Genomic DNA, 14636 nt, shown 5'->3' with positions numbered 1-14636 from the left:
TTAGGATTTGACCTTGGAATACGTATAAGATTAGTTGCGTGGTTTAGCAACTAACTTTGCAAGTACAAACCGAATAGAAAATCCGCGAGGATTTTCGTAAGTAGGCTCGAAACAAGCAATTAATTTTATACGTTGTGCCTGTTGCACAAGATATATATAATTAGGGATAAAATGAACTAAAAAACGCATGAATTTATTGGTCATTAGACTGATATTCTGTATCTTGAGGTATGCAAGGCAAAAAAGAGTATCAAGAGAAATTATTCACTCAATTCCGAATGAGTGATCGGATTCCAAAGGAGAATTTTTATCGACGATTAAATGGGGAATTAGACCTACATTTTCTATATGTACTGACACGTCCTTATTATGGAGACAGTGGTCAAAAGAGCATAGATCCTACCGTGTTTTTCAAGTTGTGTTTGGTGGGATATTTAGAGAATATTATCAGTGATCGACAGTTGATTGCCCATTGTAGTTTACGTTTGGACATATTGTATTTTTTAGGCTATGATATTGATGAAGAGTTGCCCTGGCATAGCACAATAAGTCGTACGCGTCAATTATATCCAGAAAAAGTTTTTGAAGAAGTCTTTACGCGTGTTTTAATTATGTGTGTTGACAAAGGCATGGTAAGTGGCCATACTCAAGCGATAGATTCTGCTCCAATAAAGGCAAATGCCTCGATGGATACCTTGGAGTTAAAAGTGCCTGAAGAAGAATTAGAAGACCACTTAAAAAAGCTACGCCATATCAGTAGCATGGATAAACAAAAGCCTATTCGAAAAGCCAAAGAGAATAAAGCTTCAGATGCTCAAAAAAAAATTAGTGCCACCAAGCAAGAATTGTCTGCTATTAAAAGTCGGAATAAAAAATGGTCAAAAGATCAAGATCAACGCACGGGTGCAAACAATAAAAACTCAAAATACACCTCAAACAAAACGCATTATAGTCCCACCGATCCGGATGCTAAAATTAGTGTAAAGCCAGGCAAGGCACGCAAGCTGAACTATATGAGTCAGCTAAGTGTTGACACTGGACATCATGTAATCACTGACATTAAAGCGTATAAGGCAGATAAGAAAGACAGCCAATACTTACAAGACATTGTACCTCGATTAAAAAAACGATTGAACAAACAAGGGATCTTATGGCAAAATCTAGTGGCCGATACAGGCTATAGTGATGGAGAGAATTATGCTTTTTTGGAAAAAATAGGTTTACGAAGTTTTATACCACCTCACGGGACGTATAAAGGCGGTCCTGAGGATTTTGAATATGTCAAACAAGAGGATCATTATCTCTGTCCAGAGGGTCATATCGTTCCCTTTAAAAAAGTGTTTAATGATTATAGAACAGGTAGTAAGAAAAAGGAATATAGAATCTCCTCAAAAATTTGTAGAGACTGTCCGATAAGAAAACAATGTTTAGGTAAGACAGCACAAGAAAAGAAATTTTCGGTAACTTATTACAGAGAAGAATACGAACGAAATAACCATCGCGTAAGCAGCAACCAAGGTCGTTATATGAAATCAAAACGACAGAGTACTGTTGAACCTGTCTTTGGAACGCTAACTCAATTCATGGGCTTACGTAAAATAAATACCATTGGCATTGAGCAAGCCAACAAGGTGATGCATCTCTCCGCCATTGCCTACAACCTGAAAAAGTACCTAAAATTCACAAGTAAAGTTGTCAGAAGTGATGCCAAATCACTTGCGCTGTACTTAACTCACTGTTTTTGGCATATATTGAGCAGATCAAGCCATTTTAAGCCTTTTAAAAAAGATGAAATAGGGGACAGAAAAAATTATAGCCACGCTTAAAACTACTAAAAATAAATCCCCAATTAATCCAGATGGTCTATTTTGGTGCTTGTGCAACGATTACCGTTGTTGTGGGTAGTACTTTTCCCAGTTTATAATTTCTTTAAATTCCTAAATTCATATTTTTCAGTCGGACTATTTTTCTCAATTTCAACTTCATAATTTTCCGATTTGAAGGCTTTTTCAACAAATTCCTTTGCTTTAGAATATGCACAATGGTAAGTTTCATAAGAATCTTGCCAATGTCCGTCGTGTTCATAGTCAACCGAAAAAGCATATTCGTGTAACAATGAATTCGCTTTAGTTTCTATTCGACCAGCATTTTTACTATTCAGAGCGTAAAGTATTTTCCAGTCATTAAATCCAGCATATTTAGTCCGATTTAGTGATTCGGTTCTGACTTCGACTGCTTTTGAAAATCCGATTTTCACAAGCTCTCCTGTTAAACTTCCAGCAATATATACGATTCCGCCAGAGTCATTCCTTTTTTGAAATCCTAATGTTGCAGTATTACATTGACAACAATGTCCGCTTCTCGTTCGTAAAGTGTGTCCCTCTTTTTGGCAAGGTGTAACATTATAAGCAACTCCTTTATTCAGTTCTTTCATAATCACTCGATATTCGGATTTAGAAAGTCCATCAGCATTGAATACATATTTCGGATGTACTTTTTGCTCTTTTAAAAATCTAATTTGTTCGCTTGTTAATCCTGCCATTTCGTTTTTCTCGTATTACCCACAACGGTAAATTGTATGAGTAGTGCCGAATTTCGAAGCTCATTCTTGTCAAATCAAGATGAACTTTGATACGAGAACCAAAATTCAAAATACGCACTTCACTCGGCATTACTTATACAAAATGTTAGGCTTTCGTACTTTATTTTTTCATTTCTTTCTCAATAATTTTATCAAATCTACTATCCATACACACACTAATATCTGTTGTGATAAATTTTCCGTTGTAAAATAAGCTGAATATCGTTGCAGGTGTTGGCGATTTTTGAGCTTCTTCCTTTGTCTCAAATTTAACAACTTCAAGATTTATATTTCGTTTCTTAACAACTTCAACCAATGAATTGGTAACGTGATATTCTGAAAAAGGACAACGATTTGTAAAATAAACAGTCAAGCCATCTTTGTTTTCACATTCTCCAGTTGCAACAGATTTCTTAAACGTTGGTTGTTTTGCATTTTTATTGAAACTTTTTACCAATAAGCTAAAACCATAAGGTAATCTTTCAACATCTTCAAAACCTTGTCTTGATAACCATTTAGTATCATTCATAAAATGGAATTTTTTTGTTCCGACAATTGTCACAAGCCCATCTTTGCCTTGTTCTTTGGCTTCGTCTTCTGCTTTTTTCAGTAAAGCTTTTGCATATCCATTACCTTTATATTTTCCTGCTACCCACATACAGCCAATAAACAAATGATTTGGAGCATCAATTGGCACCCACGCTTTTTCAGCATCGCAGTATTCAATAAATACTTTCGCTCTTGCATCTAATCGGTAGAATTTGTATCCGTGCTCAAACTCATTGGCAAGCCATTGTTTTTTTAGTTCGTAGCTTTCTTTGCATTTTTTGTCAGAAATAGCACAGCATATATGCCCCTTCTCTATATTCTCTTTATTTAGTTGTATAATTGTTTCCATAATATCTTTTACTCAATATCCATATAAAATAAGCGTGTAAGCCTATAAAAAACAAATTCTCTAATCCTCCGTAAGCAAATATCGCTACAATTGCCCATAATAACCCCAAGGAAGATATGACTAAAGCAATGATTTTTGCCCATCTTTTAAATCTCCTTAAGTTCAAAGCCAAAATAGCTTCTAATAAAGCCACCACCGCCATAATTACGCCATAAATAACAAACTGTCCGGTTGTCATTTCTTGTATTATAATATTATCGGTGAAGTTGGTTTTCAATAAGTCTGTAAAGAAGCAGTAAATACCCCCTGCCAAAAATAAAGCAACCGATACTAAGTAATAAAATCCACTAAGTAGGTTTATGTGAATGTTTGGTTTCGATTCTTTTGTTTTCATACCTATCTACTTTATTGGAATCCATAATTCAGTAATTGACTCGGAATGCTCTGGACCAAAATATTGGTCTCCATATCGCTCAAAATCTGCTCTTTTGGCAAGTTCATATCCTGAGTTTGGCAACCAAGTTCCATAAGCATAATCAAACGAGAATTGAATGTTGCTCATTGTTCCTTTATGTTCAAATACAGCATATTTTCCACTTTCGATTGTTATCCCTTTTAAACCATCGGGGATATTGTCTAAATTATCAACTTCGACTGCCGCCCATTTCTCAAATTCCATATCCTCTGTAAAATTCTCCATTTTAAATTCTGAATCGAATGGATGAATTTCATAACATCCAGAATCTATTTTGTTAGCGATTTCTTCAATTCGTGGCATAAAAGTATTCCATAATTGAGGAATATTATTTTGGGCTAACGATGTTTTTACACTTATTCCAACTAATTTTTTCTTTTCTAATTCAATAATTTTTGGCTTCATAGTCACATTACTTTTTAAATGATTTAATCTTTCGATTGTCAATTTTGCACGACCATAAGCTATCTGATTATTATTCAATTTACGATACTTTCCCGGGCTGGTATTGTAAATCTTTTTGAAAGAGCGTGTATAAGCTTCCTGAGATTCAAACTGGTAATCAAAGGCAATGTCAATAATGGAGTGGTCTGAGCTTATCAACTGTTTTGATGATTTTGAAATTCTCCTCCTCCGAAGATAGCTTCCTACTGTTTCTCCTGTCATTGCTGTAAAAACTCTTATGAAATGATATTTTGAGAAAAATGCTTTTTCTGCAATCATTTCAATTGTTAGTTTCTCTTTCAAGTTTTCCTCAATGAAATCTACTGCTTTTTCAATTCGTTCATAATAATCGTTTTTAACTTGTTCTTGCATTGCAAAAGTATATGTAACCCTGGTTTTATTTTTGATATTTATTGCGAAGTTGTGTCTCTGTCTTGTATGAAGCCTAACGTTTAGGCTATGGTTAGTACGGGATTTCAGAGAACTGAACATTCGGACTTGCACTTAGCCAAATTTTTAATTTTTTCTTTATGTCAATAGACACGCAAAATTGAAAATTTTGCGGACTTTGTTCAAAGCACTTCTCTTTTGATTAAGCACCAAGACCCGTATTAAATATAGCCATTGTTGTAGCCAGTTTTTACATTTTTTTATCTTCTCATTTTGCCTTTTCTCTAAGTTTTAATGCTGCTTTATTTCCTTTTTTGGCTGGATGACGTAAAGCATGTCGAATTAACCATTTAAGTTCTTTAGAAGAGCTGTCTAACCAACTTTCGCACAGCCTTAAAGATAAATCCAAATTATCCTTTGCAATGTCTCCAATATGGTTTGCTACACTTCTTCTTACATAAAGGTCACTATCATTTTTTAATTTTTCTAATATTGGTAAAGAAGGACTAGGGTCTTTCACTAAGAAATTAATCTTTTGTGCCCATGGCAATCTTGGTCTAGTTCCTTCTGAACATAGTCTTCGTACATGTGGGTCTGGGTCGTTCATCCATTTGTATAAAATTTTAAACGTTCTCTCTGGCTGGTCGATAAGAAATGTTCGGATAGAAAATTCAGATGAGAACCTCTTTGTCAATTCATATTGAACATTCATAGAAATGTCGAAAGGATCTATATTATTATTGTACGTTTTGTCAAGGCCATAGAGTGCTACAAAGGACACATGGGGCATATAGAATAATCCAGAAAGTCCAAGATTATCGGTCTCCTTGAGCGGAGGGGTCAAGGAGTTGAGTAAATATGTAATCGCTTCCGAATAATTATTTGGCAAATACTCACGTAAAATTTTAGCGATTAAAATCCCTCTATCTTTAAGGGCAAGAGGTTCAATGTCCTGCATAACTCTTTCTACAAACTCAGAAGCGTTGAAGTCATTATTCGAAATCTTTAAGTTCTTCCCAAGTTGAATAACAGCCGGTTTATCTAAAACGAGCTTTAATGGGATTCCTTTTTGAATGGAATGTGGCGTTTTCGGTAATTTAACTTCGGGCTTCATATTTATAATTGGCTACAACGTCTCGTATAAGAAACGTAGGGCAGTTAAAAAGCACTTTCGTTCCAGTTTATCACTTAGCTAAATATAAATATTTTGCTTTTACCTTTTTCTCTTAAATGCCAAATTTTATATTTAGCGGACTTTATTAATATTCACAGACCTTTCGATTTAACACAAACGCCCTATGTTTTTTATACATTGTGCCTGTTGCACAAGATATATATAATTAGGGATAAAATGAACTAAAAAACGCATGAATTTATTGGTCATTAGACTGATATTCTGTATCTTGAGGTATGCAAGGCAAAAAAGAGTATCAAGAGAAATTATTCACTCAATTCCGAATGAGTGATCGGATTCCAAAGGAGAATTTTTATCGACGATTAAATGGGGAATTAGACCTACATTTTCTATATGTACTGACACGTCCTTATTATGGAGACAGTGGTCAAAAGAGCATAGATCCTACCGTGTTTTTCAAGTTGTGTTTGGTGGGATATTTAGAGAATATTATCAGTGATCGACAGTTGATTGCCCATTGTAGTTTACGTTTGGACATATTGTATTTTTTAGGCTATGATATTGATGAAGAGTTGCCCTGGCATAGCACAATAAGTCGTACGCGTCAATTATATCCAGAAAAAGTTTTTGAAGAAGTCTTTACGCGTGTTTTAATTATGTGTGTTGACAAAGGCATGGTAAGTGGCCATACTCAAGCGATAGATTCTGCTCCAATAAAGGCAAATGCCTCGATGGATACCTTGGAGTTAAAAGTGCCTGAAGAAGAATTAGAAGACCACTTAAAAAAGCTACGCCATATCAGTAGCATGGATAAACAAAAGCCTATTCGAAAAGCCAAAGAGAATAAAGCTTCAGATGCTCAAAAAAAAATTAGTGCCACCAAGCAAGAATTGTCTGCTATTAAAAGTCGGAATAAAAAATGGTCAAAAGATCAAGATCAACGCACGGGTGCAAACAATAAAAACTCAAAATACACCTCAAACAAAACGCATTATAGTCCCACCGATCCGGATGCTAAAATTAGTGTAAAGCCAGGCAAGGCACGCAAGCTGAACTATATGAGTCAGCTAAGTGTTGACACTGGACATCATGTAATCACTGACATTAAAGCGTATAAGGCAGATAAGAAAGACAGCCAATACTTACAAGACATTGTACCTCGATTAAAAAAACGATTGAACAAACAAGGGATCTTATGGCAAAATCTAGTGGCCGATACAGGCTATAGTGATGGAGAGAATTATGCTTTTTTGGAAAAAATAGGTTTACGAAGTTTTATACCACCTCACGGGACGTATAAAGGCGGTCCTGAGGATTTTGAATATGTCAAACAAGAGGATCATTATCTCTGTCCAGAGGGTCATATCGTTCCCTTTAAAAAAGTGTTTAATGATTATAGAACAGGTAGTAAGAAAAAGGAATATAGAATCTCCTCAAAAATTTGTAGAGACTGTCCGATAAGAAAACAATGTTTAGGTAAGACAGCACAAGAAAAGAAATTTTCGGTAACTTATTACAGAGAAGAATACGAACGAAATAACCATCGCGTAAGCAGCAACCAAGGTCGTTATATGAAATCAAAACGACAGAGTACTGTTGAACCTGTCTTTGGAACGCTAACTCAATTCATGGGCTTACGTAAAATAAATACCATTGGCATTGAGCAAGCCAACAAGGTGATGCATCTCTCCGCCATTGCCTACAACCTGAAAAAGTACCTAAAATTCACAAGTAAAGTTGTCAGAAGTGATGCCAAATCACTTGCGCTGTACTTAACTCACTGTTTTTGGCATATATTGAGCAGATCAAGCCATTTTAAGCCTTTTAAAAAAGATGAAATAGGGGACAGAAAAAATTATAGCCACGCTTAAAACTACTAAAAATAAATCCCCAATTAATCCAGATGGTCTATTTTGGTGCTTGTGCAACGATTACCGGTGTTGTACGCAGGCTTTATTCTATTTATAAATTTCTAATGTTTCCATTTTCAAAACTGTTTTCCTTATTTAAATGGCTAATTCTTAAATTGAATAGTTCTGAGTTTTCAGCATTTTCCTGTTCCAAGTATTTTTTTATTGTACTTAAAAGTGATTCTTTTAAACCTATTGAGCTTGCAAAATAGTCTGCATAAAATTCTTGCTCCTCAATAAAATTCGGAATATCTTTATTAGGTTCATTAAATATGTGACCTAATTCGTGCGCAATAATTGCGTCAAGTTCAGATTCAGAAATATTGAGTTTTTCTATAATTTTTGTGTTAATTACAATTAAATGCTTTCTTATTCCACCTCTAAAATTTTTCGGTTGTGTTATCCCAAATCCGTTTCTTAAAATTCGCGAGTAAAAATGAAATTCGTTAGGTATGGCACTTGAGGGAAACAAAACTTTTATGTTACTTAAATCGGATATAACAATTGGCGAGTTTTCAGTCAAATTATTATCAATTTTTTCTTCTATTCGGTTAATTGAGTTTGTTAATAATTCGTTCGTGTTTTCTGAAGAAAGAATTTCAATCATAATTTTTTTAGATTTTCTGTATAGTAGGCTTTTTATTCACCTTTAATTTGTGCTTTAAATGATGAAGATAGTTCTTTTGTTAATTTAATATACTCCTGTTTGGTTTGTCTATTATTCTCAATAACATTCCTAATTTCATTATTTCTCACTCCGTATTCATTCATTTCGTGAACTGTTTTGTTTCTTAAGTTTATCAATCTTAATTTTCCTATTTCAAAATTTCCAAATTTGTCTAAAATTGTAGTTAAGGATTTGTAATGACCATCCTCAATTAAAAGAGCACTTTTTTCAACTGTTAGTTTAGTCTCTCTTAATTGCTTTGAGAATTTTTTTGTTAATTGCGGTTCAGCTTTTTCCCATAATTCTTCTCCAATATGTTTTAAGTCACATAGACTTTTCCATAAATCATTATAAAGATTAAATTGATGTTCTGAATATCGTAGGAATAACGATTTTGATTTTTCAAGTTCAGCCTTTTTAATTTCAAGTTCTGATTGATATTTCGTTTTAAGTGCTTCTAATTCTTGTTGATATTTTGATCTATCTTTTTCAAGAAGTTTTGTTGCTAAACGATCTCCGAACCATTTAGAAATAGCAATAACAATAGCGCTAGTTCCACCAACTGAAATTATAATAGCTCCTAGCCATTCTAATGCGTTTTTTATGTCAAAGTTTTCCATTTAGTATTGTTTTTTAGCTGTTCGTTAAGGCAGATAGTTTACAAAGTTAAAGTCACATCCTTTACACTAGATTCTGACTTAGTCTAATTGATACTTGTTTGTCTCTTATTTTTTTTTCGTTAAAATAACCTAAAAATACGTCTCTTTAAAATACTCTCCAAATTCCATTTCCTTGATCTTGAGCACCGACATATTTCCCTTTAAGTCCAGAAGTTAAATATACCCAATAATATGACTTCCACCGCATGGCTCCATTTTGACATACTTTCATCACTTTCATAGTTGAATGATAATCATATTTTGGAATTTTTTCAGGGTATGGTCTATTGGAAAAATCATGGCAATCTGCAGGGGTTTTCATTCCTAAAGATTCATGAGGCCTAATGTGATTATATTCTTTTACAAACCGATTTAAACTACGTTGTTGTGCCTTGAGATCAAATGCTGAAGGTTTGGCACAAGCAGCCTTTAAATCACGGTGCATTCGCTCGTGTCGTCCGTTTTGGTCTGGGCGTGCTGGGTCGGAATAAACAGGGTCAATTCCCAATTCAATAAACCAATAAGATAACCTTGTATATCTTTGAATGGCAGCTACAGATCCAAATGGACTACCATTGTCTGTATGTATTTGTTTAGGGATGCCATACTTTCTAAAAACCTTTGTAAACTCTTGCTTAACAGAGATGAAGTTCTCTTTATAATGCCCTTTTGCTGTAAACAAAAATCTACTCTTAGAATCGGCTATAGTAAGTGGATGACAGTAAATTTTATTGCCCATTAAAAACTTTCCTTTATAGTCTGCACTCCAAACTTCATTACACTTTTTAGGATCGAAAATGGGGAATACTGGCTTGACTCTTCTGCTTCGCTTTTGAGGTTTAACTAGGCCATTTTTAGAAAGGATGTTGTGAACAGTCACCACACTTGGAATAAGTTCTTTAGCATACTCTTTAAACAACAAAATCCGAATTTTCTTCGCACCCCAAAGCATGTGTTTGTTTTTTAATTTTAAGATTGAATTTTCAACCTTTTGATTGGTTCTGTTGGGATGATTAATTGGGGCTCTTTTTTGCTCAATTAATCCCGATAGTCCCATTTTTTCATACCGAGAAATCAATTTGTAAGCAGTAGGTCGAGATATATTAAATGACCTACAAAGTTCTGTAATGGTATATTTCCCGGTTAACCATTCATGAATAAATTCTACTTTTTGTTCCATTTTAGTTTTTGCTTTCCAGACCATGATAAATACTTTTTCAAGTAATTTATGAATCTTAAAAGTGTAAACTATGTCCCTTTAACTTTGTAAAGGATGTCCCTTTACCGTACCTAGCTTGCGTACAACGGTTAGTATAAGAGCAGTAGCGGATTAAAGTGCGCTACCTTTCCGTTTTGCAATTTACTAAATTAAAAGCAATAACACTTTGAGTTAACACCAAAACCGCTATTGCTTTTATACATTGTTACCTGCTTTTATTTTTCCTTTTCGTAGTTTTATTAAGTCTATAATTACAAGACCTATTTTCCGCATATTCTATTTTGTGTTCGGATAGAAGTCGGACAATTATTTCTCGAGTTTCATCTTCATCAAGTCCAATTTTTTCTCCAAGGTCTATTTCATTCAGCTGTCCATTATTTTGAACCAAAGCTTTAAAATATCTGTCTTTATTTTCCATAAGTAATTTGTTTTTTTACAGCTATCATCATATGTGGGCTAAAAGGTAAAAGATAGCTGTCATTTTCTGTGACTTTTGTAAGTTCGATTAATGTTTTTTTCTTTGTTTCGTTTAGCATATTAGCAAAATAGTCTTTGTCTAACCAAGCCATTCCTTCAACTGCATAAGTATTGAGATAGGTTAATTCTTGATTTATAAATTCCTCTTTCAGTTGTTCAGGTTTATGATAATATCCTTCAGCTAATAGCCAAGGAAAATCACTTGGTGGATTATGTATTCCAGTTGTTAATTCGTCCTTGCACATTTCAAAAAAGGTTTTTTTATGAATTAAACCGTTTAATAGACCTACTAAAGTTGATGCTGTGTAATTAATGGCAAAACCCAAAATAACTCCATCATTTTTCAAAACACGTTTGGCTTCTTTAATGGTTAAATCTCTGTCTTCCTTTTTTTGAAGGTGATAAAGTGGTCCGTGAAGTATTATTAAGTCGGCAAAATTGTTTTTAAATTCTAATTTTCGAGATTCGCCCAATTGAAAGGAAAATTTATTTTTTAACTTATTCGCTCTATTTTCGGCTAATTTAATATGTTTAGGAACTGGTTCTACTAAATGGACTTGATGTCCTTTTTTTGCAAGCCATTCTGAATATTTTCCTGTTCCACCTCCAATATCAATTATTTTTGAAGATGAAGATGGAATATATTTTTCAATTAATGATTTAATTCTTTCAAATTCAAATATTCCCATTCCCTTATCAAGTCTGGTTTCTTCTGATGCTTTATTATAAAATACTTCTATATTTCTACTTATTAACTGTTTACTTTTCATTTTAATTCATTGTATTGTCATCACATTTTGAAATGTTAAAAACATAACAGAGTGATAAGACAATCGATTTAATAATAATCAACTGTTTTTGTTTGAGATTTGATAAAATAAATGGATATAACTATCTGAGCATTAAAAACCAGAAGATTTTTATGCGTTAATTACTCGTTTTGTCGAGATTGTCTTTATAGAAAGACTCAGATAATATGTTGAATTAGTATAACAGACTACAAAGATAGAAATTCTTAATTAATTCTTTCCGCAGTTGTTGGTTTTAATGTCTAGTCCTGAAATATGGCTACAGGTTAATAATTAATTTAAGCTGATAATTTATATACCATATTTGGTGTTTTATAGTCTAAAGATAAGTGTAATCTTATTTCGTTGTATAAATTAATTGCATTTTTTGCAGCTCTCTTTGCGTGTTCCACGTTATCAAAGGTTTGGTCTAAGTAAAATTCGTCTTTTAAAATTCCGTTTACACGTTCTGCCATTGCGTTTTCGTAACAATGATTTTCTTCAGTCATACTAATATCTATCTTTTTTCTTTTGAGTATTTGTGTGTATACATTGCTACAATATTGTATTCCTCTGTCGGAATGATGAATAAGCTGTTTAATGTTTTTAGCTTGATAGATGGCTTTATTAAGAGCTCTTACACAACCTTTTAATTCCAAGCTATCACTTATGTCATACCCAACAATTTTCCTGGAATGCATATCTGTTATCAAAGCCAAGTAACAAAAGCCTTTTACAGTTCTAATATATGTAATATCAGAGACCCAGACTTGATTTGGTTTAGTAACTTCCATATCTTTTATAATGTTATTGTACTTGTAAAACCGATGATAAGAGTTGGTTGTTCTGGCACTAGTTTTCTTTCTAAGTGTTAGCATTTGGTGTTTTCTAAGGACATTAAATAGTGTATCTCTACCTACTTTAAGGTTGGCTTTTGTAAACTCGTTATCTAATGATTTAGTGAGTTTTCGAACACCTTCTCTAGGAAGGGATTTACGTCTTTTTCTAACAATTTCAATAATCTGTTGTTCTATTTTTAAACGCATATCAGCTCTAGATTTGTATTTATAATACGCATCACGTTTAAGTCCAAAACAACTTGCTATAGTAGATAAAGAAGCAAATCCCTTAGCTCTATTTCTAGTTTTAATAAATGCTAGATATTGAGTTTTTTTTTAAGTTGCTGAACATTTTTATAGCCTAGTTTTTCAGCTGCTACTTCAAGGTAAGATTCTTCTACCATAGCATCCAGATCCTTTTTAAGTAGAAGCTTTTTAAGCTTTTCATTCTCTTTTTGTAGTGCTTTAATTCTAGATATTTCGTCTTTTGTTTCCACTTTTACTCTGGTGTTCATTAAGTCTTTACGATTATACTTTTTAATCCACTCATTGACCGTTGTAGGTGCAATAGAATAGAGTTTACAAAGTTCGCTCTTTGTGTGCTTACCTTTACTAAGTTCATCCAGAATTTTTAGTTTAAAAGGTTCTGAATACCGTCTAATTACTTTGTCATTTTTATACATAATGTTTAAAATTATGTAGCCTATATTCAGGACGGGTCATAATTGCAGGTAACGTGTTTGTATATGGTTTGTTGCGTGTTTAAGCAACTAATTTAGTAAATAATTACGGACAAAGAAAGTCCGCGAGGACTTTCGCAAGTAGGCAAGAAGCCAGCAATAAATTATAGCAACCATGTAAAAGCAGTATCCAAAGTTTAGTTAATAACTTTAAGGTTCAAAAACTTATTATTATGAAAACAAAGGATACTACTAGATCAAAGTTATTTATTGGAATTGACGTACACAAGCGAAGTTGGAAAATTCGTACTGCAACGGATCTTTTTGATGGATCATCGTTAACTATTCCACCAGATGCATTTAGTTTAAAAAAGTATGTGGATAGGCATTTTAAGGGATATACTGTTTATTGCTGTTATGAATCGGGTTGTTGTGGCTTTAGTCATTATCGACATTTTATTTCATTTGGATGGCATGCAAAGGTTGTTAACCCTGCAGATGTTCATCGTCCAGCCAAGGCCCAGTTTCAAAAGACCGACAAGATCGATGCACGTATGTTATGTAAAGAATTAAAGGATGGCCGACTCAAAGGAATTCATGTTCCTTCAATAGAACGAGAGCAGTTAAGATGTTTGTTTCGTCGAAGAAATGAGCTGGTTAAAGAACATCGAAAAATAAAGACTCAAATAAAGATGCAATTGTTGTATTTGGGGATTGAAATTCCAAAGCCATTTGACAATAGTCATTGGTCTCATAATTTTAGAGATTGGTTAAGAAATTTGACTTTTGAATATCCTACAATGGATTATTGTTTTGAGACACGTCTTATTACCTATGAATATATAGATAAGCAAAAGCGAGATGTGAGTACAAAATTACGTGCCTATTGTCGTAAGCATTATAAGAAAGATTATTATTTATTACGATCAGTTCCGGGAGTAGGAGGCATAGTAGCTTGTGGATTATTATGTGAATTGGGTGATTTAAGGCGTTTTAAAAATTTCAAACAATTAGCCAGTTATGTAGGATTGGTTCCCTGGGTACACCAAAGTGGAGATAATCTCAAAACTTCAGGGTTAACCCCAAGAGCAAATCGGCTAATGCGTAGTTATTTGGTAGAAGCTACTTGGCAAGCGTTGCGTTTTGATCCAGTTATGCAGGCCTATTATCGGTCACATTCAGGTAAAGATGTCAAACGCATATTGGTAAAAGTAGCGAGGAAACTCTTGAGTCGAATTCATGCAGTAATTAGAACTGAAATTCCTTATGAAGTAGGTGTAGTTAGTTAAATAAAAACATAAAACAAGCTTAAAACTCATTATAAAATTGGCACAAAAGATAGGACAACAAAACACCGTAGGTGAAACTCTAATACAGTTATCACATATTTATAGCAAGTTGCCTTGTTTGCCAAAATCATCATAGAGATGCTGGTGGATTCGCTAAAGACGGATACCACATATAGGATGCGGAG

At 33.6% G+C, this 14636-nt stretch carries 15 protein-coding genes; 3 read left to right on the top strand and 12 right to left on the bottom strand.

What is annotated here, in order from left to right; genetic code table 11:
- Nucleotides 1-230 precede the first annotated feature (230 nt).
- Nucleotides 231-1826 (top strand): IS1182 family transposase, encoded by a 1596-nt coding sequence (locus tag FF125_RS02275; RefSeq protein WP_250629571.1) that lies wholly within the window; start codon nucleotides 231-233, stop codon nucleotides 1824-1826.
- A 92-nt stretch (nucleotides 1827-1918) separates the two neighbouring features.
- On the opposite strand, the gene FF125_RS02270 is transcribed toward FF125_RS02275, so the two are convergent.
- The 5 genes from FF125_RS02270 to FF125_RS02250 all read right to left on the bottom strand — a co-directional run bounded on the left by FF125_RS02270 (nucleotide 1919) and on the right by FF125_RS02250 (nucleotide 5902).
- Nucleotides 1919-2542: a GIY-YIG nuclease family protein gene (locus FF125_RS02270; RefSeq protein ID WP_138948261.1), complete on the bottom strand. Its 624-nt coding sequence runs from the start codon at nucleotides 2540-2542 to the stop codon at nucleotides 1919-1921.
- Nucleotides 2543-2702: 160 nt separating this feature from the next.
- Entirely contained in the window at nucleotides 2703-3479 is a 777-nt protein-coding gene (locus FF125_RS02265) for a GNAT family N-acetyltransferase (protein ID WP_138948260.1), read from the bottom strand.
- The gene (locus tag FF125_RS02260; RefSeq protein ID WP_138948259.1) at nucleotides 3454-3873 is read right to left on the bottom strand and encodes a hypothetical protein; all 420 of its coding nucleotides are present in this window, start codon (nucleotides 3871-3873) and stop codon (nucleotides 3454-3456) included. The genes FF125_RS02265 and FF125_RS02260 overlap by 26 nt, the downstream gene beginning before the upstream one ends.
- Before the next feature lie 6 nt (nucleotides 3874-3879).
- Nucleotides 3880-4770, bottom strand: a complete 891-nt coding sequence (locus FF125_RS02255) for an AraC family transcriptional regulator (RefSeq protein WP_175418850.1) — start codon at nucleotides 4768-4770, stop codon at nucleotides 3880-3882.
- Between the two features lie 286 nt (nucleotides 4771-5056).
- On the bottom strand, nucleotides 5057-5902 hold the full coding sequence (locus FF125_RS02250; RefSeq protein WP_138948257.1) for a DNA alkylation repair protein: 846 nt from the start codon (nucleotides 5900-5902) through the stop codon (nucleotides 5057-5059).
- Nucleotides 5903-6198: 296 nt separating this feature from the next.
- Here FF125_RS02250 and FF125_RS02245 point away from each other — a divergent pair, with 296 nt between their 5' ends.
- Nucleotides 6199-7794, top strand: coding sequence for an IS1182 family transposase (locus FF125_RS02245; protein ID WP_250629571.1), 1596 nt, complete (start codon nucleotides 6199-6201; stop codon nucleotides 7792-7794).
- 91 nt (nucleotides 7795-7885) lie between these two features.
- Here the strand turns inward: FF125_RS02245 and FF125_RS02240 are convergent, their stop codons facing one another.
- The 7 genes from FF125_RS02240 to FF125_RS02210 all read right to left on the bottom strand — a co-directional run bounded on the left by FF125_RS02240 (nucleotide 7886) and on the right by FF125_RS02210 (nucleotide 13165).
- The gene (locus FF125_RS02240; RefSeq protein ID WP_138948256.1) at nucleotides 7886-8440 is read right to left on the bottom strand and encodes a M48 family metalloprotease; all 555 of its coding nucleotides are present in this window, start codon (nucleotides 8438-8440) and stop codon (nucleotides 7886-7888) included.
- Nucleotides 8441-8472: 32 nt separating this feature from the next.
- The gene (locus FF125_RS02235) at nucleotides 8473-9120 is read right to left on the bottom strand and encodes a hypothetical protein (protein ID WP_138948255.1); all 648 of its coding nucleotides are present in this window, start codon (nucleotides 9118-9120) and stop codon (nucleotides 8473-8475) included.
- A gap of 145 nt (nucleotides 9121-9265) precedes the next feature.
- Nucleotides 9266-10363: an integrase core domain-containing protein gene (locus FF125_RS02230; RefSeq protein WP_138948254.1), complete on the bottom strand. Its 1098-nt coding sequence runs from the start codon at nucleotides 10361-10363 to the stop codon at nucleotides 9266-9268.
- 220 nt (nucleotides 10364-10583) lie between these two features.
- Nucleotides 10584-10796: a hypothetical protein gene (locus FF125_RS02225; RefSeq protein WP_138948253.1), complete on the bottom strand. Its 213-nt coding sequence runs from the start codon at nucleotides 10794-10796 to the stop codon at nucleotides 10584-10586.
- A complete protein-coding gene (locus FF125_RS02220; protein WP_138948252.1) occupies nucleotides 10786-11625 on the bottom strand; it encodes a class I SAM-dependent methyltransferase in 840 nt (279 codons plus the stop codon). Before FF125_RS02220 ends, FF125_RS02225 begins: the two co-directional genes overlap by 11 nt.
- Before the next feature lie 317 nt (nucleotides 11626-11942).
- Nucleotides 11943-12794, bottom strand: a complete 852-nt coding sequence (locus FF125_RS02215; protein ID WP_138948251.1) for an IS3 family transposase — start codon at nucleotides 12792-12794, stop codon at nucleotides 11943-11945.
- Between the two features lie 5 nt (nucleotides 12795-12799).
- Nucleotides 12800-13165, bottom strand: a complete 366-nt coding sequence (locus FF125_RS02210) for a transposase (RefSeq protein ID WP_013870391.1) — start codon at nucleotides 13163-13165, stop codon at nucleotides 12800-12802.
- A gap of 230 nt (nucleotides 13166-13395) precedes the next feature.
- On the opposite strand from FF125_RS02210, the gene FF125_RS02205 reads away from it, so the two are divergent.
- On the top strand, nucleotides 13396-14451 hold the full coding sequence (locus FF125_RS02205; protein ID WP_138948250.1) for an IS110 family RNA-guided transposase: 1056 nt from the start codon (nucleotides 13396-13398) through the stop codon (nucleotides 14449-14451).
- The last annotated feature ends 185 nt before the right edge of the window (nucleotides 14452-14636 follow it).

This window comes from Aureibaculum algae, from assembly GCF_006065315.1.
Taxonomy (GTDB): domain Bacteria; phylum Bacteroidota; class Bacteroidia; order Flavobacteriales; family Flavobacteriaceae; genus Aureibaculum; species Aureibaculum algae.
The sequence above is the reverse complement of the archived record's forward strand: the minus strand, read 5'-3'. Positions and strand labels throughout refer to the sequence as shown.